The sequence below is a fragment of the Candidatus Chloroploca asiatica genome (assembly GCF_002532075.1).
GTDB lineage: Bacteria > Chloroflexota > Chloroflexia > Chloroflexales > Chloroflexaceae > Chloroploca > Chloroploca asiatica.
On the sequence record NZ_LYXE01000156.1, the window covers coordinates 1 to 23,637 of the forward strand.

Sequence of the window (23,637 nt, forward strand, 5' to 3'; positions counted from 1 at the left end):
TGGCGGGCGCGATAGGGCGATGGCATGGCGGGTTGCGGTTGAGGCGTGGCTGGTTCAGGCTCCAGGGCGCGTTGCTGGTCGAGCGGTGCGGCTTCGAGCTCAGCGTGGGCCGCCCGGGATCGGCGCGGGGTCGGTTGTCGAGTGCGCTGCTTGGCGACAACGACCAGCAGGGCGACGATGCTCCCGACGACGATGACCACGACGGCGATGGTGAAGCCAAGAACGATCAAGGATTGATCCATATGCTACCCCAGATGAGAAAGAGATCGCACGACGCCTCGCTCCGTTTCTGAGGATACCATGAAGCCATTACCAGGGGCGAACCAGCGTTTGCCGATCCGATGAAGGCAGCGTGCCACGGGCTTACCGTATCGGTGAGCCTTGTCGCTTGCTCTGCTTGGGGCGGCATGCTCACGTCCCACGTGATGACGTTCTGCTGCCGGAACGCGCTCCATAGTACGCACGTTCTCTCTTTGTACTCGTTGCGGGTTCACCAGCACGTGTCGAGGGTGGGCTTGCCCGCGTACGCCGTCAGCCCCAGCGTCAACCTCGTATGCAACCCCAACGCCAGCCCCTGTAACCCCTGCGTTGGCCCCTGCGTGGTACCCCTGCGCCCGTGACGCAGGGGTACCACGCAGGGGCCAACGCTGCGGCTCGCGCAGCCCAGCGAGGCGTTGCATCGCATCAGGACGCGGTGCAGGCGTGAGTGAGCGACCGTGCGTTTCAGCACGCAGCGTCATCCAGCCCCTCCTCGGTGGCGCGTGCGTTGGGTGGACTGGGTTGGCGCATAGTGGGCGGATAGGTTCGTTGGTGACCGGATCAGGCCACCGAGCGTGCCCAGATCCCCGTGCCGATACATCGTGATCATCGCGGTGGCCGGCTGCTCGCGTTGATGATCATCGCGTTGGCCGGTTGCTCGTGTTAACCTGATCATCACGGCGCTTCTGGTGCTCGCGTTGGCCGGTTGCTCGCGTTGCCCTGATCATCACGGCGCTTCTGGTGCTCGCGTTGGCCGGTTGCTCGCGTTGGCCTGATCATCGCGGTGCCTGGATCATCGGGTTACACCGGTCGGTTGCATGCTCATGATCATCTTTGGAACGAGATGCTGCCCGGCCGCGCTCGCTTGCGTCCTGAGCCTCCCTGCCCCGGCATGATGATCAGCGTGCTCGCTGCGCGGTGTGCGGTCGCTGCCCATGCCTCGGTTCTGCGGTGAAACCCACCGGGTCGCCTCGGAGCATCAGCGCCGTTGCGCGGCAGCGCTGATGGCAGCGGAGGCGTCGGGTCGCAGGGCTGATCAGCCGGGCCTGCGGCAGCGTGGGGCCGGGCCGGGTTGGCAAGGCTCCCGGGCCTGCTCGCCTCGCGCAACTCTGGGCGGAGCGCGGGCGTCCTTGGTCGTGCGCGGGCGAGCAGGCTCGATGAGCTGAGCCTGCGGCAGCGTGGTGCCGGGCCGGGTTGGCAAGGCTCCCGGGCCTGCTCGCCTCGCGCAGTTCTGGGCGGAGCGCGGGCGTTCTTGGTCGTGCGCGGGCGAGCAGGCCCGCTGAGCTGAGCCTGCGGCAGCATGGAGCCGGGCCGGGTTACTGCGGCCCCGGCGGAGCCTTGGGCCGGGCCTGCGGCAGCGTGGTTGCCACGCGGACGGGCTGCGCCCGTCAGGGTTGCCCGCGTGCCGACCTTACCATGGCCGTTCGTGCGCGCCCGTGGTCACCCGCCGCCGATCGTCGGCGGCGCTCCCTCGCGGCGGCTCCCTCGTCGCGCAGCGCATCCTCGGCGTTCCTCAGGCTCCCCCGCTGCGGCGTCGCAGCACGCGCTGACAGCGTTGGTCGTGCGGTGGTTCCCGGTCAGCCTTCCTGGTTGATCGGACGCTTCCCTGCCCTGGGTGGGCGCCAGCGGACGGTGCCTTGGTTCTGCGGCAAGCCTGCCACAGCGCCTGACCCTGGCGCAAGGGGCCTACCGCCTTTCGGGGACCCCCTGCCCCCGAACAAGCCTGGTAGGCCTGCTTCCTTGTCACCAGGGCGGCGCAGGTGGCGTGTCTGGCGCACGAACCGGCACGACCGGTCGCACCAACCCAGGGAGGAGCGCCGATGACCAGGATTGATGACGAGAACCTGAACCACGCCGACCACGCCGCGCTTGCCCGTGTCTTAGCCGAGCCTGGGGTGAGCATGAACGCCGAGGAGTTTGCGCTGCTGCTGGACGAGGCCGCCCGCGATGACGAGCTTGCGACGATGATCCGGCAGGGGAACCTCACCGGGGCGCTCCTGCTGGCCCAGTGGAACGCCTTTGAACGGGCGAACCCTTACTATGGCACCTAGCTGCGCGCGCTACGCACGCCTGGAAGCCCAGGCCTGCGTAGCGCGCCGTACGCGCCTGCGGCCGCGTGGTGCCGGGGCGGGCCTGCGTTGCCCCGGTGCGGGCGCACCCTGGGCTGGGCCTGCGGCAGCGTGGCGCCGGGCCGGGTTGGCAAGGCCCGGGCCTGCCCGCCTCGCGCAGTTCTGGGCGGAGCGCGGGCGTTCTTGCCCGTGCGCGGGCGGGCTGGCCCGCTGAGCCGCGCCTGCGGCAGCGTGGAGCCGGGCCGGGTTGGCAAGGCTCCCGGGCCTGCCCGCCTCGCGCAGTTCTGGGCGGAGCGCGGGCGTTCTTGCCCGTGCGCGGGCGGGCTGGCCCGCTGAGCCGCGCCTGCGGCAGCGTGGAGCCGGGCCGGGTTGGCAAGGCTCCCGGGCCTGCCCGCCTCGCGCAGTTCTGGGCGGAGCGCGGGCGTTCTTGCCCGTGCGCGGGCGGGCTGGCCCGCTGAGCCGCGCCTGCGGCAGCGTGGAGCCGGGCCGGGTTGCTTGGGCCCCTCCGCTGGGCCTCGCGGCGCGTTGCCGGTGGCGGTGCCCTCCGCTGATCGCCGCGTCGGTCATCCCGCTGCCAGGAGGGGCACCAGGACGCTCGCTGCCCAGATCCGCCGTGCGGTCGCTGGCCCGTGCGGTCACGCTGCGGAGGGTGCGGTGCCCACCGGCGATCGCCGCTCAGGGGCGTTGGAGCGGGCCGATCTCGCCTGTTTCGCTTGCGCACCGTATCCCGCTTGCCCCCTGGATACGGGTAACTCCTGCCTGCGTTGCGCCCCCCGTCGCGTTCCCACTGGCGCAGGGGCGGGGCGCTCATAGCCGCTGGCGACGCCTTGGCGCGGGTGGGTGTGCCTGCATGCCCCCATGTTCGTTGCTCGTTGATGGCGGCGGCATGTTGCGCACTGCGTGAGGTTCCTGGCGCTCAGCGGCGTGCCGGTGCAGCCCAGGCGTGCCTTATCCCGTGACGCTTGCTGCCCAGTCAGGCGTTCCTGCGGCTGGCCACTCCGGGCGGTATGGCTTGCGTTCTGCCCGCTTCAGCCTGCCACAGCGTCCTGGCCTGGCGCAAGGGGCCTACCGCCTTTCGGGGACCCCCTGCCCCCGAACAAGCCTGGTAGGCCTGCTTCCTTGACCCCAGCCCAGGCGCAGGTGGCGTGTCTGGGTCAGGAACGAAAGCCAACCGCGCCGTAAGGCGCACCACCGAAAGGAACGACCGTATGCCTGCGCACAATCACGTGGAATTGACCGGCAATCTGGGTGCTGAACCGGAACTGCGCTTTACCGTTGCTGGAACCCTGGTTGCCAAAGCCAGCCTCGCTGTCCATCATCGCTATCTCACGGGGGAGCGCTGGCTGCAGCGCACCGACTGGTTCCGGCTTGTCGCCTTTGGCGCTGTCGCTGAGTTGCTCGCCACCTTTGCCAAAGGGGAACGGGTGAACATCCGGGGGCGGTTGCAGGCCAGCAGCTACCTCGACCGGGAGGGCGTCAAGCGGACGACGGTTGAGGTCGTGGTGCTCCAGGCGCTGCTTGCCCCGCTGCCGCCCAAGCACGATGCCATGGCTTCGTCGGCCCCCGTGGCCGAGGATCTGCCGCCCACGCCCGCACCGCCACCGGTGGTTTTGGAGCTGTCGCGTGATGACCTAGTGGCCCCCAAGCCACGGCGACGGCGGGTGAAGGCGGCGGCGTAGCCACCGCTGGCCCACCCAGGGAAGCGCGCCGCTTCCCTGGGTGGCGCGCACAGCTCTCTGGGAATTTGGGCGGCCCGGGCGCACGGGCGGGCCGCCCGCCCATGCTCCCAGCAACGCACGGCGGATGTTTGGCACGCTGTCCTTGTGCAGGGCCAGGCGACCGGTTTGCGCATCAACACGCCGCTCAGCGCGTCCAGATGCGCTGAGCCCAAGCAACAATCCCACAGCTACCATCTGCAATCGCGGTCGGTTCGTCCCGTGCGCGCCGCTTGCCGCTCCGGTCGCACGGGACGAACCCGGTCCGCGCCCTCATGATCCGCAGACCGCTGCGAACCGCTGCGAACCGCTGCGGACGGCGATGCGTGCGTCGCGCACGACCGTGCGCACGCGAACGCCATCGTGCGCACCTTGATGGCCCTCTGGCCGCCTCGGGCGGTTTCGCCAGAGGGTTTCTTCCTCACCGCACGACCAGGTTGCCCCAAGGAGCCCTGGCGCGCGGGTGCGCACGCAGGAGTCTGCTTCAGGCCCGCCGCCTCTGGGTGGGGCACGGCCTCCGTGCGTGCTCGGTCGCCCCTGGCCGTTGGCCCTTGCGTTGCTCCGCTCCGCCCTTGCCCCGTTACCCCCTTGCTGCGCCCCTGCCAACGGCATCCCTCCGGCACGGCCAACCAGCGTGCGCGTGCCGCTGCTCGAAGCCCAGGTACGCTCGAGCGTCAGCCGCTGGGCCTGACGGCGGCTGCCCTGGTGTGCGCTCGGCTTGCCCCGTCCAGCCAGACCGTGCGGCGTTCCCCGTGCTCGTCATGTGCCGGTGTCCTGCGGCTGCCCTCGCTGGCGGTGCGGTATGGCTTGCGTTCTGCCCGGTTCAGCCTGCCACAGCGTCCTGGCCTGGCGCAAGGGGCCTACCGCCTTTCGGGGACCCCCTGCCCCCGAACAAGCCTGGTAGGCCTGCTTCCTTGACCCCAGCCCAGGCGCAGGTGGCGTGTCTGGGTCAGGAACGAAAGCCAACCGCGCTGCAAGGCGCACCACCGAAAGGACACACGCACATGGAGACGATCAATCGGGTGGAACTGACCGGCCATCTGGGGGCAACGCCGGAATTGCGCACCAACTCAGCGGGCACCCGCATCACCACCGCGAGCCTCGCCGTACGCAACAGCTACCAGGTGAACGAGGTCTGGCACGAGCAGACGTACTGGTTCCGGCTCGTGGCCTTTGGGAATGCCGCCGACGTGTTGGGGAACTTCAGCAAAGGGGAACGGATCAGCGTGCAGGGCCGTTTGCAGAGCAACGAGTACACCGACAAGGAGGGGCTCAAGCGCACGAGCGTCGAGATGGTCGTGCTCCGCACCGAGGCGGCCCCGTTGCCCCGGAAGCAGGATGTCGTGGCTGCCGCGCTGCCAGCGGATCCCGTTGATGGCGAACTGACGGTCATCGACGAGGAGGAAGAGATCCCCTTCTAGGCGCGGACACCGTCCAGGCGGCAAGGGGCCGCCTGGACGGCTCCGATGCGGCTGGGGCCGCATGGCACACCTGGCGTGCGTACCGACAGTGCCCGTCAGGCGCGCCTGCGGCAGCGTGGAGCCGGGCCGGGTTGAGGCGGCTCCCAGGCCAGCCCGCCTCGCGTCGCCCTGGGCAGAGCGCGAGCGTCCGTGGTCGTGCGCGGGCGGGCAAGCCCACTGAGCCGAGCCTGCGGCAGCGTGGTACCGGGCCGGGTTGGACAGGCTCCCAGGCCCGCCCGCCTCGCGGTGCCCTGGGCAGGGCGTAGGCGTTCTTGGCCGTGCGCGGGCGAGCAGGCCCGCTGAGCTGAGCCTGCGGCAGCGTGGTACCGGGCCGGGTTGGACAGGCTCCCAGGCCCGCCCGCCTCGCGGTGCCCTGGGCAGAGCGCGAGCGTCCGTGGTCGTGCGCGGGCGGGCCAGCCCGCTGAGCCGAGCCTGCGGCAGCGTGGCGCCGGGCCGGGTTGAGGAGGCTCCCAGGCCAACCCGCCTCGCGCAGCCTTGGGCAGAGCGCGAGCGTCCGTGGTCGTGCGCGGGCGGGCAGGCCCGCTGAGCTGAGCCTGCGGCAGCGTGGAGCCGGGCCGGGTTGAGGAGGCTCCCAGGCCCGCCCGCCTCGCGTAGCCGTGGGCAGAGCGCGAGCGTCCGTGGTCGTGCGCGGACGAGCAGGCCCGCCGAGCCGCGCCTGCGGCAGCGTGGCGCCGGGCCGGGTTGAGGAGGCTCCCAGGCCAACCCGCCTCGCGGTGCCCTGGGCAGGGCGTAGGCGTCCGTGGTCGTGCGCGGGCGAGCAGGCCCGCTGAGTTGAGCCTGCGGCAGCGTGGTTCCGGGCCGGGTTGGAAGGCTCCCAGGCCCGCCCGCCTCGCGTCGCTCTGGGCAGGGCGTAAGCATTCTTGGTCGTGCGCGGGCGGGCGGGCCCGCTGAGCCGGGCCTGCGGCAGCGTGGAGCCGGGTCGGGTTGAGGATGCTCCGGTGCATCCCGCACCCTGAGCCGGGCCTGCGGCAGCGTGGCGCCGGAGATGCGTGCGCCGGATGCGCACAACCTCACCCTGCGCCAGTCTCGATCGTTGCCTCCCTCCTCGTTGTGACGACAGGCGACCTTGATGTGTGCCCAAGCACGATCGCCGCCTGCCCTCCTCGGCGGATTCTACTGGCTTAGGTGGCGCACTGTGGTCGAACGTACCGCGCCACGGGCGCGGTGTTGCTCAGGGCGTTTTCCGAGCTATCCCACAGAAGGAAGATCAATGTGTGTTCATGAGGAAGCGAGCGGAGCGTTGCCTGACCAAGCCCATGTCAAGCGAGCGTTGGAAATTGCGGTGGCCGGGGGCCACCATGTGTTGCTTGTGGGCGCGTCCGATGCGCCAACCTTGCGATTGGCACGCATGGTGCCTGACCTCGTTCCCCCAGGGGTGCCCCTGCACCCAGCGACGACGCTGGATACCGCCGCTTCGCTGCAGGTGTCACCGGAATTACGCGCTGCCGAACGCCCGTGGTGCTGCCCGCCCCCGGGGTGCTCGCTGCCAGGGTTGTTGGGTGGAGGGCGCGGCACCTTCCAGCCAGGGTTCGTAAGCCAGGCCCATGACGGCATGCTGTTGCTCGCCAACCTTCAGCAGTTTCATCACGCGAGCGCACATCTGGCCCGGGTGCTGACCGAACGGATCGTCGTGCCGCCACGAGGGGGCACCTTGCCCGCCAACCTGCTGCTGATTGCAACGGCCGAGGCCCATGATCAAGCATGGCGGTCTGCATGTGCGGCGATCCTCTCGCACTTCGCGCTCGTGGTGCAGGTACCCAGCCGCATGCCTGATCGTCAGCCCCTTGGAGCGCAGGACGAACCTGCGGCGATCATTCGTGCCCGCGTGGCGGCGGCCTGGCAGCGGCAAGCCGAACGCAGCGGCGGCGGCTGGCAGTGGCGCTTCAATGCCACGCTGCCCCCCACCGAGGTCGCACGACAGGTGACGTTGGATCACGCTGCCCGGCACCTCCTGGCGGTTGCCACCCGCCAACTGGCCCTCACCGCCACCCAACGCCAGCATGTGCGGCTGGTCGCCCGCACCATCGCCGACCTGGCTGGAATGGAACTGATCGGCCCGGCGCACGTCGCTGAAGCTCTGCAGTATCGCTTGCCCTCCGCCGTTTAACGCGGACAGCCGTGCTTCCCTCAACTGCGCCTCGTTGCGCTTGGCCCGCCCCATCCGCGTCGATCGCCACCTCGTCCGGCCCACCCGCGCCATCGCCAGACACACCCGCGCCCCGCTGCCCAGGTGAGGTGCCTCGCTGCGGCGCGGGTTTCCTGGCCGCAACGTGCCACACCGCGGGGAGGCGGCGACACGGGTCAAGATCGCCGGCAGGCCGGCGACGCGATGCGCCCTGCCCCGCCTCCCCGCAGTGTGGCGTTGGCATGCCACGGAGACCGCTTGCTGCAGAAGGAGGCCCCCATGCAACTGACAATTGGGATGAAGGTACGTGCCTGGGACGATGATCGGGCGTGCTGGTGGGACGGCGAGGTGGAGTTTATCAACGCTGATGAGCAGATGGTCGAAGTGACAATCTACAACGGCGATCATCCTCGGCATCCATGGCAAGCAGAGACGATTAGCGTTCCCCTTGATCCGGAATTCATCCGACCGCTGCGCGTTTCCCAGCGCTAGCCTACCTGCTGGGCGGATGGGCGCAGATCGTTGCATCCATCCGCCTAGCGCCCAGCGCCGCTGATCACCATCATTGGCAAAATGACCCTACCAACGCTCTTTTTGTGTCCAATGAGGACACAAGGGGTTGACGCGACCCATCACCCCTTGTGTCCCCATTGGACACAAGGGGTGCATAGGGACAGGCGAAGCGCTGCGCCAGGGAAGAAGCGGAGCCTCCGCGCGCGGGCGGTGGGCGTGGGCACGCGCCTCCCTCGCTGTGCCAAGCCGTTGGAGCCTCCGCGCGCGGGCGGTGGGCGTTCAGGAGGCGGTGTTTTGCGCGGTGCCACTGGGTGAGGCGGCCGCCGTGCGTTCGTGAGGGGCCATTGCGCTACGCCAAGAAAAGATATCGGTATGGCAAAGGAGAGCATAGACCGATACCTTTTTGGAGGAAGCAAGCGCTGTTGCCAGGGCTGATGCAGAGTCTCGGGAGGGTTAGCTAGTGTCTCAGCCCTGCACCGCAGCGCTATGCTTCGCTTGGCGCATCCCGCGTGGTTCTTCCCGGGGGACGGCCACGCGGGATGCGCCCGTGAGTGAGGTCGTCGTGATAGCGGGCCAGCGCGGCTGGGGTGCTGTGCCAGCGCCCGCCGCGTTTGGAGCCTTCCAGACGCCCTTTGCGAATGAGCAGCGCCAGGTATTCGGCACTATAGGGTGAGGTGGCGGCCAGCGTGCTCAGGGGCAGCCAGGTTTCGTCTGGGGTCGCGTCGCAGGCTTCCAGGTAGAGATCGAGGCCGCTTTCGACCGCACGACCCACCAGGTTCAGGAGCGGCCCGCAGCGCCCGCGATCCGCCTGTGCAAGCGCTGCCAGGTAGCCGAGCCGCCATTCTTGGAGGAGCAGGGCTGGCGGCGCACCGCCACGCATGAGCAGCAGATTGAGCACCAGGCGTCCGGTGCGCCCATTGCCGTCACGAAAGGGATGCACCGCCAAGAAGCCATGATGTGCCAGGGTCGCCCGCGTGATCAGATCGTACTGCTGCCCGTCAGCGTCAAGCCAGGCGAGCCACTGCGCCATCAAGGCGGGCACTTCCCGTGCCGGCGGCGGCTGCAGGAGCGAGCCGCGAATGCTGACCGCACCGTGCCGCCACTGGCCCGCTTCGTCCAGGAGCCGATCCGTCACCAGGCGATGCAGTTCCCGTACCACCTCCAGGGTCAGCGGCGTCGCCGTGTTGACCAGGGCCTGCACGTACCGATACGCCGCCGCATGATTGGTCGCCTCCAGATGTTCGTGAAGCGCGTGCCCCCCCACGGTCAGCCCGTGCTCAATGACGAGCTGGGTCTCGCGCAGGGTGAGCGTATTGCCCTCGATGGCATTGGAATGGAAGGTCAAGCGCACCTGAAGATCGGCGTGGAGCTGGCGCAGGGTCGCGTCGGACAGCGGGCGTCGGGCCTCAAGGAGGGCCTGTTTTTCCGCCAGGCGACGAGCGAGGCGGGGATCCATGCGCGGTTCAGGGGCCATTGGGGTACTCCAAGAAAAGATATCGGTATGGCAAAGTATAGCATAAACCGATACCTTTTTCCAGGCAGTAAGCGCGGTTGCCAGGAGGGTGCGTGGCAACGGCCCTGGCCCACCCACCGTGCGTGCGCAGCTCCCCGCTGGCGCTGGTGACGAAGTCCAGGCATGGTGTTGGCAGCGGCAGGCGACGACGGCCCGACGCGGCCCCTCGCCGCGCCGCTGAGCTGGCTCACGGGAGCGCCAAGGCTGGTATGCCAACGAGACCCATCGCCTCCGCTGAAGCCGGAAGCTGATTTGCCATAATGGCAAATCACCCCCGCTGAAGCCGGATGCTGGTGTGCCATAACGGCAAAAAACGGCTTGACACTGTGGCTGATGCCGTCGCCCGCCTGAGCGTCGCTCACGCCATGCTAGGTTCGCCGCTGGTGCGGCTTGCTCAGGATGGCCTTGTGGCAGATCATTCCAGCGGCGGGTGAGCCTAGCGGCGGAACAGGTCACGGAGCCAGGCTAGGGGAGATCGTCGTGCTTGACGGTGTTCGATCAGCGCCAGCACCCGCTCGATCAGCGCGGTGTCTTGCTCGTCAAGGCCCGCCACGAGCGCCGCGCGATCCCGCTCCCCCGCCCAGATGCGCTCGACTGGCCCGCGCAACCTCCAGCCCTGCTGCTCAAGTTGGGCCAGGGCCGCCGTGACGTCCTGCCGTGGCCCCTCATCGCCGGTGGCAACGGCGGCAATGGCGGCGAGGAGGTGGGCGAAGGCCGCGGTGGGGTCGGTGGGTGGTCGGTGGGTGGTTCCACTGAGGCGTTGTCTGATGGCATCAAGACTCTGGCGTGAGTCCTGCGTGTTGGGGTGGTCAGTCCCGAGGCGGGCTTCATAGATCTCATGTGCCCGGCCCATCAGTTGCTCGGCGGTCTGGACATTGTCTTGGTAGAAGTGATTGATCGCCAGGTTGTAGAGGCTTGTAGCGGTGATAGGATGGTTGGCCCCCAGCGCCTGCTCTCGGATCGCCAGAGCGCGTTCCAAGAGCGGGAGCGCCGCGGCGTCCTGCCCCTGCACCCGGTAGAGTTCGGCGAGGCTGCTCAGGCTGGCAGCGGTGGTGGGATGGTCGATCCCCAGCGCCTGCTCCCGGATCGCGAGGGCGCGTTCGAAGAGCGGGTGGGCCGCGTCGTACTGCCCCTGCACCCGGTAGAGTTCGGCGAGGTTGCCCAAGCTGATGGCGGTGGTGGGATGGTCGGCCCCGAGCGCGTGCTCAGAGATCGCCAGGGCGCGTTCGTACAGCGGGAGTGCTGCGTCGTCCTGCCCCTGCGCATGGTACAGCGCGGCGAGGTTGTTGAGGCTTAAAGCGGTGTCGGGATGGTCAGGGCCGAGCACGCGCTCGCGGATCGCCAGGGCACGTGCGTACAGCGGGAGTGCTGCGTCGTCCTGCCCCTGCGCATGGTACAGCGCGGCGAGGTTGTTGAGGCTTAAAGCGGTGTCGGGATGGTCAGGGCCGAGCACGCGCTCGCGGATCGCCAGGGCACGTGCGTACAGCGGGAGTGCTGCGTCGTCCTGCCCCTGCGCATGGTACAGCGCGGCGAGGTTGTTGAGGCTTAAAGCGGTGTCGGGATGGTCAGGGCCGAGCACGCGCTCGCGGATCGCCAGGGCACGTGCGTAGAGCGGGTGGGCCGCGTCGTCCTGCCCCTGCTCGTCGTACAGCGCGGCGAGGTTGTCCAAGCTGGTGGCAGTATTGGGATGGTTGGCCCCCAGCGTCTGCTCCGTGATCGCCAGGGCGCGTTCGTACAGCGGGAGTGCTGCGGTGTCCTGCCCTTGCGCGTGGTACAGCGCGGCGAGGTTGTTGAGGCCTAAGGCGGTGTCAGGATGGTCGGCCCCCAGCGTCTGCTCGCGGATCGCCAGGGCGCGTGCGGCGAGCGGGAGCGCTGCGGCGTACTGCCCCTGCACCCGGTAGAGTTTGGCGAGGTTGCCCAAGCTGGTGATGGTATCAGGATGGTCGGCCCCGAGCGCGTGCTCGTGGATTGCCAGGGCGCGTTCGAGGAGCGGGCGGGCCGCATCGTACTGCCCCTGCACTTGATACAGCCCGGCGAGGTTGCCCAGGCTGGTGGCGGTGTCGGGATGGTCGGCCCCCAACACCCGCTCGCTGATGTCCAGGGCGCGTTCGTAGAGCGGGCGGGCGGTGTCGTACTGCCCCTGCTCGTCGTACAGCGCGGCGAGGTTGCTCAAGCCGGTAGCGGTGGTGGGATGGTTCATCCCCAGCGCCTGCTCAAAGATCGCCAGGGCGCGTACAGAGAGTGGGAGCGCCGCCTCGTACTGCCCCTGCGCGTGGTACAGCGCAGCGAGATTGCCCAGGCTGGCGGCGGTCGTGGGATGGTCGGCTCCCACTGCGTGCTCAGAGATCGTCAGGAGGCGTTCGACGTAAGGCTGAGCCAAGCTATAGCTGCCCAAGCGATCCAAGTGCCGCCCAAGCCAAGCGCAGAGCGAAGCCGCTTGTTCATCCTCCCGTCCCAGCGCCACGTCGGTGACCCCACGCAGGACGGGGAGGAAGGTGGTGAGCGGGGCCAGGGTTGGGGCGTCCACCATGTTCCTGGCTAACTGGATGACCACCTGCTCCACGTCGGCCTGCGCGTCGGGATCATGGCTCACCTTGCGCACGTAGACTCCGACGAGCCGATGCATGCGCAGGCCGTCACTGCCGTCGCGCTCGATGAGGCCGAGGCTGAGGAGTTCGCGTAGCCCTCGTTCGGCGTGCCGCTGCCCGAGCCGATCATCCGCTGCTAGCCCCAGCGTCGCCAGGGCTAGATCGCGGGGGACGCGGTTGCCGGGGGCGAGGTGCGCTGTCCGGGCCAGCAGCCGCAGCGCTTGCGCGTCGGTGGGGTCGTCGGCCAGCAGGCGCTCATAGCTCAGCGCGAAGGTACGGGCGACGTGCAAGGCGTGGTTGGTCGGCGAGGGCGTGCTGTCGATCCCTTGCAGTGCTTCGTGGTCAAGCAACCTCGCCGCGCGCAGTTCGCTGAGGAAGGTGGCAGGATCGCCAAAGGCCGGGCTGTCGGCATAGGTTTCCAGGTAGCTTCCGGCCAGGTGCAGGGCCAGCGGCAGATCGCCGAGTTCGGCGGCAATGGCAGCAAGCGCCGGGTCGTCGACAGCCAGCTCGGGGCGATGTTTGCGCAACAGGGCAAGGCTTTCGTCCCGGCTCAGGACGCCCAAGGGCAGGGTGGTCACGCCCAGGCTGGTACTCCATACCCCTCGCCGACTGGTGATCAGCACGCGACAGCCGCCGGTCGGCGGACGCCACTGCTGGATCAGGGCCTCGGCCTGGCCCGGCTCGGTCGCGTCGCAGTTGTCGAAGATCAGCAGGCGCGGGATGGGGAGCGCCCAGACTGACCGGACGCGCTGCACCTGGTCGTCGAGGGCGAGATCCGCGAAGCTGGGCAGGTCGAGGGCCAGGCCGCAGGCCGCGACCTCGAGCGGAATGCTCGCGGGGTCAGCGAAGGAGAGCCAGAAGACGCCGCCAGCGAAGAACTGGCCGTAGCGGTGGGCAAACTCGGTGGCGAGGTTGGTCTTGCCCACCCCGCCGAGGCCGGTTGTCGCCGCAGTGGAGCCAAGTGCTGCGGTGCCGCCCTCGCCCTTGAGCGCCCGCGCCAGCGCGAGCATGTCGTTCGTACGCCCGACGAAGTGGGGATTGCGGGCGAAGGGCATGCGGTGCAGTTCGGGCAATGGGGCCACGGGCGCGAGGGTCTCCAGGGGCAGCGCGGCGAGCAACTCTTGGGCGGCGACGGGGTCAATCACGCGTGGCACCGGTGGAAGGTGAACATGGATCTCGTGCCCGATGATGCGCTCGACGAAGCCCCCGGTGATCGTGATCTGCTGGACGGTGTCAACGGGGCCCGTGATGATCTGCAGCGCGTGGCCCTCGACCTCCAGGGGTCGCCCGACGAGGCTGACCAGGGCCGCCGCCATGACAGGCCGGGCAGCGAGGCGAGCGGCGAGGGCGGGGGGCGGCAGGGTGAGGAGGGCCGCCAGTTCGTCGGCGTGTACCGTGAGTTCGTGCGGCAGGGCGGCGGCCAAGGCAGCGGTGAGCGGGGCCAGCGGGTTCATAGGCTATCCTCCGGGTGCTCGTCGGCGGGTGCTCCCAAGGCCGTCAAGGCCGCTTTGGCGCGGGCAATTCCAGCGCGGGCCTCGGCGATGCCGTGGCTCACTTCAGGCCGGGCGTGGGCCGATCCGGTGAGGGCCAGTTGATGGAGGTAGTGGCCCAGCGTGGCGCGGTGCGCCTCCAGGAGCGTGCGCTGGGTAGCGATGGGGTTGATCGTGTTCCCCATAGGCGTCGGTGGTACCGCACTGACGTTGACTTGGCGGCCAATGATCGCGCCGACGCTGCCGCCGCTAACGGTGATCTGCTGCACCGTCCCCACAGAACCGCTGATATGCACCCCGCCAGGCGGGGCCGTAGGCGGCGGGCTGGCCTCCCAGAGATACCCGTCGCGCATGCGCAGCCAGAGCGCGGGCACCCACCAGGAGGGGCGGTCGCGCAGGGCGGCGCGGGCGACGGCGGTGGCCCGGTCAAGTGCGCCGTCGCGGGCCACCTCGCGCCATAGGGTCGGCAAAAACGTCGCGGCGTCCGCAAGGCTCAGGCGGTCGTGCAGCGCGAGCACCGCGCCCATGCCAGCCTGGGCCAGGCGCGGCCCCAGCGCCGCCAGTGCCCCGGCCTGATGGCTGGCCCCGCCACTGGTGCAGGCCATCAGCACGGCCAGCAGGGGCGGGCGGGCCAGGTGGCTGAACACTGCGCTCAACGCCTGGCCTGGCACCCGTGCCGCCGTCCCGTCGGCTGCTTCCAACCAGAGCACGGTGTCGGTCGCGGTGGACGTGGCGTGAGCCACGAGGCAGAAGATCGTCGGGGCCTCACGCAGCGCGGCTTGGAGCGCGGTCAGCGTGGCGCGGCGGCTCACCGCGTCGGCGTGGTCGCCGATGATCGTCAGCGGGGTCGCCCCCAGCGCGTCGCGCACTCGCTGAACCTCTGCCGCGACCTCAAGCGCGGCCAGGTGGTAGCGGGCCAGATCATGTGGGTTGGCCACCACGAGCAGCGCTCGCAGGTCAGGGCGTGGCCCGAGCGTCACTGGACGAAGCTCGCTACTCGCCAGCGTGCGTACCAGGAAGATGCGTTCATCACACGCTAGGGGCAGGTCGCTGCTCGGATCGCGCAGCGTTTCCCAGCGCAGGGCGTGGAGGTCAGCGGCGTCGGCGGGCAGGCTGAGGCGCACGCGGAGGGGCCGGTTGGTGCCGTGGGCCAGCGCCCGCGCCTGCTGCCAGGCGTCACGCAGGGCCGGGGCCGCGAAGAGTTGGGTTGTCAGCGCCTGCCCATAGGCCACCGGGTCGAGAGCGTGGGCCAGGAGAGCGGCTGGTTCGAGGGCGAGCGGCACCGCGCTTGCCAGCACCGCGTCGGCCTGGCTGCTCGGTTGGGTCAGCCGCGCCTCGGCCACGTAGCCGGTCGCGGTGACACCGAGGGTCAGGGTCAGATCGACGGCGGCGAGGCGATCAGACATGGCATGGCCCCTGAAAGGTCGGCTGCGGACACATGCCCCTATTATAGGCGATCTGAGGGCGAGGGGAAGGGCTGACGGATGCCGTGTGGCTCCGCAGGCAAGGTGGCGCTGGGAACGCGGCCAGGCGGGGTCTTCCGTCGTGGCCCACTGAATTAGCTCACAGGTATAGCAGCGGATTTGTTGCTCCCTTTGCCCCTGTTTGTTTGGCAACGGAGGTTAGGCTGGTGATCTGTTTCATCCTTCCTTGAGGGCCTGGCGCAGGTGGGCGAGCGAACTGTTCCCACCTGAGCACACCAGGCCGACTTTCCGTCCCCGTAGGCGCTCGCGCAGGTGGAGGGCGGCTGCCAGCGGTGCGGCCCCTGCCGCTTCGGCGAGCGTGTGGGCCCGTTCGAGCATGCTGACCATCGCCTGGAGGATCGCCTCCTCCTCGACCAGGACGAAGTCCGCCAGGCGTTCCCAGAGGATGGCCTGGGGCATGGCGAAGCCGCTGCCAGTGGCTAACCCCTCAGCGAGGGTTGTGTTGGGCGCACAGGTGAGCGTGCGTTGGTGCCAGGAGTGGTAGGCTGCGGGGGAGGCGGCGGCCTGGACGCCAATCACCTGAAGGGTGGGGTTGATCGCATGGGCAACCAGGCACGCTCCGGCGGCCCCGCTGCCCCCGCCGATGGGCACGATGATCACCTCGAGCTCGGGTTCGTCTTCGAGCATTTCGAGCGTCTGGGTCCCCACGCCCGCGATCAACAGGGGTTCATCGCCGGAGTGGATGTAGCGGTAGCCATGATCGCGAGCCAGGCGCTCGCAGTGGAGCCGGGCGGCGTCGAAGTCGGCCCCGTGGACGATCACCTCCGCCCCCATGCCGGTCATCGCGGCGAGTTTGCCGGGGTTGGCGCCCTCGGGCACCACGATGCGGGCCTGGACGCCAAAGCGACGGGCGGCAAAGGCGACCGACTGGCCGTGATTGCCGGTTGAGGCCGCGATGACGCCGCGCATCCGTTCATCAGGACTGAGTTGGGCGACCAGGTTGAGCCCGCCGCGCACCTTGAAGGCCCCGACTGGTTGATAGTTCTCGTGCTTGACCCAGGTTGCTGTTCCGACCAGATCGTCGAGGGCCGGGTAGCGATGGAGTGGGGTGCGTGCCAGGTGGGGGCGGATCTGGCGTTGGGCGCGGAGGACATCGTGAAAGGTAGGCAGTTTCATCGGCAGCACGCTTCTTCTCTGGTCGCCTGAAGGGCGTCATTGCTGGGCGGGCAACGTCGTTCCATCCATGGCGTGTGGCGGCAGATGCCCTGCATGATACCAAAACCTGGGGGAGCGTGCCTGTTCACCCTTCGCTTGGGCGCGAGGGTGGGACGCCCTCGCGCCCAGGCGTGCTTGTTCCCCCACATGTGAACGTATACGGCGGAGAGCACATGCACCGTGCCGGGCCGCCGTGTTGGTGGAACTGGGACGTGCGCCCCTCGCGACATGCCCTTGCGCGGCGAGGCGGTGACGAAGCCACCGCCTCGCCGCGCAAGCGACCATCCTGGCGTCAGGTGCGCAACGGGTACGCGATCTGCTGACACCTAGCGGCGCACCACTGGCAGATAGACCCGACTCGTGGTGAGGCGCATCCAGGCAAATTGCAGTTGCGCCCCGCCCTCATCCTCCTCGTGTTCGAGGCGGAAGGTGTAGACGCCGGTGGGGAGGGTGCGGCGCAGCCTTCTCGCTTCGAGGTAGGCGGCGCTCATCAAGGGTTCGTCATTGAGGAAGACCTGCACTCGATCATCGCCATACGCAAAAAACTCATACTCCCCGCCAACCAGCGTCACGGTACGCGTCCACTCCGAACTGAACCCATCATCCCAGACGCCAACCTGCCCATTGCCGGGGGCTTCAAACTCCCAATTGTGCGCCACCCACGTATCGGACACATGTTCCACCCAGGTTGGGCCAGCCTGACGATTCATGCCATTGAAATAGCGCACATACCAGTGCTCGGTCGCTGGGGTCGGCCACGCATACGCCTGGGCGGGTTGATCCAGTTGCGGTTCCAAGACCAGGTAGCCATGGGTGAAATTGGCTTGGAATTGCCCCTGGGCGTTGGTGAAGACATCACTGGTGGGGGCCCCGAGCCACGCATCGACGTGCCCGCGTCGCCAGTATTCCGTGAAGAGCGGGCCGTGCAACACGTAGGCTGGCACCGACCCCGCCGGTTGATCGCGCACCTCATCGTGGAAAATCATCGCGTGGCGGCTGTCACCCGCACCGGTCAGCCATTGCATCACCACCGGATTCGCCTCGCCACCCCAGAAGGCACCGGTCATTGGTGAGCCCAGCGTGGCGCTGGCACGATTGCGTTCGTAGGCCGCCGCAAAGACCCCTGGCCGCGAACTGCCGCTCCCAACCGCCGGGCAGAGGGAAGCGATTCCTTCTTGCACCAGCGCATAGTCAAACAACGTATCAACGCCAATCGCCTCGTTGGGAAAGTAGACCTCGGCACGCAGCCCGGTATGGCCGCTCTGCTGGATCGGCAGACTCACCTCGTGACACATCCAGCCCTGCTGACTAACCGTGAACGTGCGGCTGGCATTGGGTTGCTCGCCACCCATCGCCCAGAGCGCAAGGGTGCCCGTGCGCGTTATCCCGGGCGGGGCGTGGATCATGAGCGCAAAGGTGTAGGTTGCGCCTGGGGTGGGCGCATAGGGAATATCCTGGTAGAACGACGTACACTCAGGCTGCTCACCCCGGTTGGTCGCGAGAAAGCGCGTGCCATGAAACGCTGTAACGCCATAGGTGCCCGACTCATAGGTGGTCATATTGCACGAGCCATGCCATTGCCAGGGAGCCGGGCCAGCGGGGTCTTCAAACGAGTTATTCTGCAGCGTCGCGCTCGCCGCTGTGACCGTGATCGGGAAGAAGACCGCCCCATTTGCCGGGGCACTAAACCAGGCACTGCCCTCCTGGACAAAGCCAAACTCGATGCGATACGAGCCAGGGGTTGCCGGGGCACGCAGGGTAAACTGAAAGACGCCAATGGCCCCTGGTTGCACCACCCCGGGGCTGGCAATGCGATACGGCCCAAGCCAGGAGGGATCATAGAACGGATGGTTCTGGTCGAGCGGGAGCGCATAGATCTTGGTATTGGCATCCCAGGCCCCCGTACCTGTATTGCGCACTTGCACCTGCACCTGCTGGGTGCTACCGGCCACCATCTGCGGCTGGAAGGCCTGGCTGACAAACTCGCCGCTGTAGGTTGGGGGTGGTGGTGGCGGTGGTGTTGTGCCACTGCCAATCGTGCCATCGTTGTAAATATGGTTCCCTGCAGTCAAATAGATACTGGCGGAACGAACTGAACCATCTTGGATGCGCGTCATTGTCCCTTGATAGGCCGCTCCCCCATTGGCAACGGTCCAGCCACCCACATCAACCCCATCAAAGGCAACGCTTTGTCCATTGAACTCAAGGCTGAAATGCACATGAGGGCCATCGGCACCTCCACCACAGCCGAATTCAGCTGAGGTTTTTCCGAGATAAGTTCCCCGTTGAATGGTTTGACCATTCCTGATACTGATGCTGCTCTGAGCCACATGGTAATAGGTCGTCCTCCATCCATCACTATGCACCACCCGAATGAAGTTGGGACAGGTCGTGTACGTATAGGCGACCCCTTCCCGCGCAGCGTGGATATTGCCGGAACCTGTCCCTGCCGAAAAATCAATGGCATTCCAAAGCTGCGGGTTCACAAAGCCCCCAACATGTGGCCCGCCTGTAAAATACCATGACTCACCGGTTGCCCACGGTAAGCTTAATTGCGCCGCCCCATTGCCCGCCAGGCTTGGGGCGATCCGGAAGAGGGCTTGCAGATCTTCGCTCATCACTGATGCAGGCACCTCGGCTAACCAGGTCTGGAACTGCGGTTCTGGTTCAAGGGCAACGCTCCAACCGGTTGCCTGCTGGCGGGCGAGAAAGACCCAGGCCGTGGGGCCAGGGCGGGTCGCTGAGGCCGTGATCAGCACACTGCCCGCAGCCCAACCAGCGTCGGAGACGATATCTTCCATCATCACCGCTGCGGTTGGCGGTTGGCCCAGGAAACGGGTGACGGCCGCTTCAACGGCGTCTACCAGTTCTGTGGTGTTGGGCGGCTCAAGTGGCGTGGTGAACTGCGCCTCGCCAGCGTTGGGTAATCCCGAACGTGAAGGTGCGGTCACTGCTCCGGGAAGGTGGGCATCGACCGAGGTGAGCGGGGTCACTGAGGCAAGTACCAACGTGAAGACGATCAGGGTAAGCAGTCGAACGAGGTGACGGAACTTGGGCCGATGGAACATAATAGGCTCCTTACTGTTCATCGGGAACGGATCGTGGTGGGCCGTCTCAGCAAGCTCCCCCTGCCATCGACTCGCAGTCTCATGGGCGTGCGACCTCAACACTCCCTTCCCTTCCCTTCGCTTATTCTATCTGTACCAAAACCACCCTCCATGCTCTTGTGCGATCTCCCAGGATGCGGTAGTACGATCTTCCTGTTTGGGCATAGTACTCGTATGGCGTGGCTTCCTGGTGGTCATCATGCCCCGATGGTTTGTTGCTCCTCTCTGCGGAGCATTGCGCCCCGTTGCGCCAACCTTTGTGCTACCGCACTGAATTAGCTCACAGGCATAGCAGCGGATTTGTTGCTCCCTTTGCCCCTGTTTGTTTGGCAACGGATGCGAGGGTGTGGTAGGATGACGCCACATGAGCGTATGCCGTTGTCTTCTCAGGCCCCCGGCCACCCAACCGCACGAAAGGAACCAACCCGATGCCCGCTTCCACCCGACACATGTTTGATATTGACCTCCAGCACGGCGTGCTCCCTGTTTCCCAAGCGGCCAGTTCGTTGGCGGCGATGATCCGGCGCTCGGCGCAGCAGCAGCGCCCCGTGGTGATCACGCAGAAGGGCAAACCGACGGCGGTCTTGCTCTCGGTTGAGTTGTTCGATGTGCTGCGGGCGCTGGTCGACGATGCCCGCCCGCCCGCCGCTGCGCCGCCGGAGGGGTAGGCCCAGGATCAGGCAACGAAGGCGCTTTGTTTGACGCGAAGGCGCGAAGGCGCGAAGGTTTGAAGGATCAGCTTGGCGTCTTTGTGCCTTGGCGTCTTTACGCCGTTGCGCCTTTGCGTCTCTCGCGCTGCGGTACCTCGGCCCCGGCGCGAGCAGCGCAGGTCGTATGCCGAAGGCGTTGTTGCATGTATCATGACGGCAGGTGGCCGAACCCTTCCCTCCAGGAGTACCTCTGATGACCCAGCGCCGTGACGAACTCCACGCTGAACTGGCTGAGCTTGACGACGTGATTGCGGCGCTGGCCCCCGGTTCCCCCGTGCGGCTGCGCCAGGAAGCAAAACGTGACCGGGTACGAGCTGCGTTGGCAGCCCTTACGGGCGACCCCCCGCCTGCCCCTGTGCCACCACCTGCATCGGTGGATCAGTCAAGGCAGGCGGGCGGGCTCAGTCTGGGTGCCGCCAATACCATCCAGGGCGGGGTGACGACCGGCGATGTGATCGCTGGTGATAAACATGCCCAGCAGATCGGCACGGTGCATACCGAGGGCACTGCGTTCGTGGCAACCCAGCAGACCATTGTCTGTTTCTATGGGCCGCATCCGCCGGGTGATGCCCAGGCGTTGCTGACCGATTACCTGGTCTACGTTGCCAACGAGTGCAGTACGATGCGCTTGCAGCGCATTGCCGGGCAGCGCCAGACCGGACGGGAGCAGCCGGCCGTGCCGGAGCTGCGCTTGCAGGCGGTCTATACCAGTTTGACCACCGATGGCCCGCCGGTGGTGCGGCTGCGCACCACGGCGACGGTTGGCCGCGTGCGCCAGTTGATCGAGCGGCTGGAACAGACCCCGCGTTCCCCTGAGGCGGTAGCCCCCGAGCGGGTGATCGCGGTGGGGATAACCGGGTTGGATGGCCGGATGGACGCGGCGTTGGGGGCCGAGCGGCGTGGGCGGGCGGGGCTGGATGTGGCCGGGGGGCTTGACCTGCCTGCGACAACTGTGGTTGACGTGACGTTGACGCGGGCCGAGTTGGCGCTGGAGGCGTTGGCGCGGCAGCGGCGGCTGGTGCTGCTCGGCGAGCCGGGCTCGGGCAAGAGTACGGTGCTGCGCTATCTCGCCGCGTTGCTGGCGCAGCGGGCCTGCGGGGTGCGACCGCGCCTCGCGGGGTGGGCCGACGACGCGACGCCGGTGCCGATCCTGGTGCCGCTTGCGCAGGTCGCTGAGCACCTGGCCCACGCGAGCACGCCCGATGCGGCGCTCTGGCAGACGCTTGGCGCGATCCTCGATGCGCAGGGCCTCAGGGCGGGCCTGCGCGATGCCCTGAGCGAGGCGCTACGGCGCGACGGGGTGATCCTGCTTTGCGATGGCCTCGATGAGCTGTCGGCGGAAGGCGGGACGGCCAGCCCGCGCAGTCTGGTCGCGCAGGCGGTACAGCGCCTGGGGATGCGCACGCAGGCGCGGATCGTGGTGACGAGCCGAGTCTTGCCCTATCAGAGTGCGACGACGTGGCAGTTGCCCGCCGCCGAGGGCTGGCAGGTGCGGACGATCAGCCCGCTGGCGTTCGGCCAGGTGCAGACGTTTGTGCAGGCCTGGTTTCGCGCGCTGACGGCCCTCGATCCTGATCTGACCGTCGCCGCCGCCGCCCAGACCGCCGCAACGCTGCTTGACCACCTGGCCGCGCGTCCGGCCCTCGCCCCGTTGGTGCGTTCGCCGTTGCTGCTGACGATGTTGACGTTGCTGCACGACCACGACCAAGTGCCCGACGACGAAGTGGAACTGTATGAGCAGTGCGTGCTCTTGCTGCTCGACCGCTGGGAACCGGTGCGCCAGCCGGGGTTGAAACGGCCCGGGTTGCTTGAGCGCTTAGGTCAGCCGCCGGGCTTGACCCTGGCCCGCCTGCGCGATCCGCTGCACCAGTTGGCGTACGAGGCGCACCGCGAGGGCCGGGGCGACGAGGGGCGCGGCATCATCAGCGACGACCTGCTGCACGGGCGGCTGGTCAAGTTCTTTGACCGGCTCGGGGTGGCCGAGCCGCTGGCGACCTACAAGACCTTCAAAGCGGTGCTGGCGGAAGAGGCGGGCTTGCTGGTTGCGCGGGGGGACGACGCCTTTGCCTTTCCGCACCTGTCGTTTCAAGAGTATCTGGCGGCCTGCTATCTGGCTGATCAGGAGGCGATGCGTGATCTGGCGTACGCGGTGTGGCAGAGCGAGGATCGCGAACGTTGGCGCACGGTGCTGGTGCTGCTGGCCGGGCGCTTAGCGGCCCAGGGCAAAGCGCCCAAAGATGGCTTTCTCTGGTTGAAACAGCTCTGGGCCACTTCGCGTGGAGGACAGGTGAAACCGGATGCGCAGCGGCACCAGGATACGCGGATGGCGGTGCTTACCTATCAGGGCATGGGTGGCCGGGTGGCCTTTGCCGCCAGTTATCACCTTGACCTCGACGACGACATCGAGCGCCCGCTGCGGCAGGCGATGGTGGCCTTGCTCAACGCCCCTGCCGCGACGGTGCCGCCGCGTGATCGCCTGATCATCGGGCGCGTGCTGGGCGAGCTGGGCGACCCTCGTTTCCCCGTGACGCTGGCGGCGTGGCAGGCGAGTCTGGCGCACCTGGCGCAGCGCACGACTGTGCTGACAGCGCACGGGGAGCACTACTGGCGTTTTGTGCCTGGGGGCCGCTACCAGATTGGCGGGTGGGACGACGGCGCGGCGGTGGCGCATGAACTGGCCCCGTTCTGGATCGCCCGTTATCCCGTGACGGTTGCGCAGTACGAGGCGTTTGTCGCTGAAGGCTACGGTGATGCGGCGGAACGCTGGTGGACGCCGGAGGGCTGGCAGTGGAAGCAGCGAAACAACGAGCAACAGCCGTGGAGGTGGGATGATCCTGACTACAACGGGGCCAATCAGCCGGTGAGCGGGGTGACCTGGTACGAGGCGACGGCCTTCTGTGCCTGGCTGAGCGAGCGCCTGGCTGACGTGCTGCCGAACGGTTTTACCCTGCGCCTGCCGACCGAGGCGATGTGGGAAGTGGCGGCGGCCTGTGCTGGCCCCGCCGAGCGACGGCGCTATCCGTGGGGGGATACCGCGCCAACCCCGGAGCAAGCGGTGTATGATGTCTGGCAACGCAACGCCCCGGCCCCGGTGGGCCTCTGCCCGGCAGGGGCGGCGGCGTGTGGGGCGCTGGACATGGTGGGCAACGTCTGGGAGTGGGCCAGGAGCAGTTACCGCGCTTATCCAGACGAGGCCGCGCAGGAGGTGAAAGACTTTACACTTTATGATGGGGATGTGCCGTTGCGAGGTTCTTCGTACTACGGGGATAGCACATATGTTCGCTGCGGGGCGCGGTACGGGTATCATCCCGCCAGCGCGGGCGACCTCCGGGGTTTTCGGGTGGTGGCGGCCCCCCTTGTTCGCATGGATGCCTGGATGGGGCATCCTGATCTACTAATGTAATGTGAGCACGGCGTGGGGGAAAGAGG

14 protein-coding genes are annotated in these 23,637 nt (G+C 67.8%); 7 read left to right on the plus strand and 7 right to left on the minus strand.

Features of this window, described 5'->3' with window-relative positions; genetic code table 11:
* On the minus strand, positions 1 to 242 hold a 242-nt coding region (locus A9Q02_RS23895; RefSeq protein ID WP_216361557.1), incomplete at its 3' end, for a hypothetical protein.
* Between the two features lie 494 nt (positions 243 to 736).
* Entirely contained in the window at positions 737 to 934 is a 198-nt protein-coding gene (locus A9Q02_RS18600; RefSeq protein WP_097654577.1) for a hypothetical protein, read from the minus strand.
* A 1,144-nt stretch (positions 935 to 2,078) separates the two neighbouring features.
* Here A9Q02_RS18600 and A9Q02_RS18605 point away from each other — a divergent pair.
* The 5 genes from A9Q02_RS18605 to A9Q02_RS18625 all read left to right on the plus strand — a co-directional run bounded on the left by A9Q02_RS18605 (position 2,079) and on the right by A9Q02_RS18625 (position 8,140).
* The gene (locus tag A9Q02_RS18605; protein ID WP_097654578.1) at positions 2,079 to 2,309 is read left to right on the plus strand and encodes a hypothetical protein; all 231 of its coding nucleotides are present in this window, start codon (positions 2,079 to 2,081) and stop codon (positions 2,307 to 2,309) included.
* 1,226 nt (positions 2,310 to 3,535) lie between these two features.
* Entirely contained in the window at positions 3,536 to 4,006 is a 471-nt protein-coding gene (locus tag A9Q02_RS18610) for a single-stranded DNA-binding protein (protein WP_097654579.1), read from the plus strand.
* A gap of 1,040 nt (positions 4,007 to 5,046) precedes the next feature.
* A complete protein-coding gene (locus tag A9Q02_RS24420; RefSeq protein WP_172451139.1) occupies positions 5,047 to 5,463 on the plus strand; it encodes a single-stranded DNA-binding protein in 417 nt (138 codons plus the stop codon).
* A gap of 1,270 nt (positions 5,464 to 6,733) precedes the next feature.
* Positions 6,734 to 7,630 carry a magnesium chelatase subunit ChlI family protein gene (locus A9Q02_RS18620; RefSeq protein WP_172451141.1) on the plus strand — a complete coding sequence of 299 codons (897 nt, stop codon included), beginning with the start codon at positions 6,734 to 6,736 and terminating at the stop codon, positions 7,628 to 7,630.
* 297 nt (positions 7,631 to 7,927) lie between these two features.
* Complete coding sequence (locus tag A9Q02_RS18625; RefSeq protein ID WP_097654582.1) at positions 7,928 to 8,140, plus strand: hypothetical protein; 213 nt, start codon at positions 7,928 to 7,930, stop codon at positions 8,138 to 8,140.
* A gap of 505 nt (positions 8,141 to 8,645) precedes the next feature.
* Here the strand turns inward: A9Q02_RS18625 and A9Q02_RS18630 are convergent.
* The 5 genes from A9Q02_RS18630 to A9Q02_RS18650 form a co-directional block, all read right to left on the minus strand.
* A complete protein-coding gene (locus tag A9Q02_RS18630) occupies positions 8,646 to 9,635 on the minus strand; it encodes a Fic family protein (protein ID WP_097654583.1) in 990 nt (329 codons plus the stop codon).
* A 475-nt stretch (positions 9,636 to 10,110) separates the two neighbouring features.
* Complete coding sequence (locus A9Q02_RS18635; protein ID WP_097654584.1) at positions 10,111 to 13,716, minus strand: tetratricopeptide repeat protein; 3,606 nt, start codon at positions 13,714 to 13,716, stop codon at positions 10,111 to 10,113.
* Positions 13,713 to 15,158, minus strand: coding sequence for a CHAT domain-containing protein (locus A9Q02_RS18640; RefSeq protein ID WP_097654585.1), 1,446 nt, complete (start codon positions 15,156 to 15,158; stop codon positions 13,713 to 13,715). Before A9Q02_RS18640 ends, A9Q02_RS18635 begins: the two co-directional genes overlap by 4 nt.
* 234 nt (positions 15,159 to 15,392) lie before the next feature.
* Positions 15,393 to 16,352, minus strand: coding sequence for a threonine ammonia-lyase (locus A9Q02_RS18645; RefSeq protein ID WP_097654586.1), 960 nt, complete (start codon positions 16,350 to 16,352; stop codon positions 15,393 to 15,395).
* Between the two features lie 365 nt (positions 16,353 to 16,717).
* Positions 16,718 to 19,459, minus strand: coding sequence for a peptidoglycan DD-metalloendopeptidase family protein (locus A9Q02_RS18650; protein ID WP_172451143.1), 2,742 nt, complete (start codon positions 19,457 to 19,459; stop codon positions 16,718 to 16,720).
* A 467-nt stretch (positions 19,460 to 19,926) separates the two neighbouring features.
* Between A9Q02_RS18650 and A9Q02_RS18655 the strand changes: the two genes are divergently transcribed.
* Together A9Q02_RS18655 and A9Q02_RS18660 are read left to right on the plus strand one after the other, a co-directional pair.
* Complete coding sequence (locus A9Q02_RS18655) at positions 19,927 to 20,166, plus strand: type II toxin-antitoxin system Phd/YefM family antitoxin (protein ID WP_097654588.1); 240 nt, start codon at positions 19,927 to 19,929, stop codon at positions 20,164 to 20,166.
* A 235-nt stretch (positions 20,167 to 20,401) separates the two neighbouring features.
* Entirely contained in the window at positions 20,402 to 23,611 is a 3,210-nt protein-coding gene (locus A9Q02_RS18660) for an SUMF1/EgtB/PvdO family nonheme iron enzyme (protein WP_097654589.1), read from the plus strand.
* The last annotated feature ends 26 nt before the right edge of the window (positions 23,612 to 23,637 follow it).

Coding starts and splice junctions, on each gene's coding strand:
- A9Q02_RS18600 (WP_097654577.1), bottom strand. CDS start 934: ATGATCAGGTTAACACGAGCAACCGGCCAACGCGATGATCATCAACGC.
- A9Q02_RS18655 (WP_097654588.1), top strand. CDS start 19,927: ATGCCCGCTTCCACCCGACACATGTTTGATATTGACCTCCAGCACGGC.
- A9Q02_RS18620 (WP_172451141.1), top strand. CDS start 6,734: ATGTGTGTTCATGAGGAAGCGAGCGGAGCGTTGCCTGACCAAGCCCAT.
- A9Q02_RS18650 (WP_172451143.1), bottom strand. CDS start 19,459: ATGTTCCATCGGCCCAAGTTCCGTCACCTCGTTCGACTGCTTACCCTG.
- A9Q02_RS24420 (WP_172451139.1), top strand. CDS start 5,047: ATGGAGACGATCAATCGGGTGGAACTGACCGGCCATCTGGGGGCAACG.
- A9Q02_RS18630 (WP_097654583.1), bottom strand. CDS start 9,635: ATGGCCCCTGAACCGCGCATGGATCCCCGCCTCGCTCGTCGCCTGGCG.
- A9Q02_RS18625 (WP_097654582.1), top strand. CDS start 7,928: ATGCAACTGACAATTGGGATGAAGGTACGTGCCTGGGACGATGATCGG.
- A9Q02_RS18610 (WP_097654579.1), top strand. CDS start 3,536: ATGCCTGCGCACAATCACGTGGAATTGACCGGCAATCTGGGTGCTGAA.
- A9Q02_RS18605 (WP_097654578.1), top strand. CDS start 2,079: ATGACCAGGATTGATGACGAGAACCTGAACCACGCCGACCACGCCGCG.
- A9Q02_RS18635 (WP_097654584.1), bottom strand. CDS start 13,716: ATGAACCCGCTGGCCCCGCTCACCGCTGCCTTGGCCGCCGCCCTGCCG.
- A9Q02_RS18640 (WP_097654585.1), bottom strand. CDS start 15,158: ATGTCTGATCGCCTCGCCGCCGTCGATCTGACCCTGACCCTCGGTGTC.
- A9Q02_RS18660 (WP_097654589.1), top strand. CDS start 20,402: ATGACCCAGCGCCGTGACGAACTCCACGCTGAACTGGCTGAGCTTGAC.
- A9Q02_RS18645 (WP_097654586.1), bottom strand. CDS start 16,352: ATGAAACTGCCTACCTTTCACGATGTCCTCCGCGCCCAACGCCAGATC.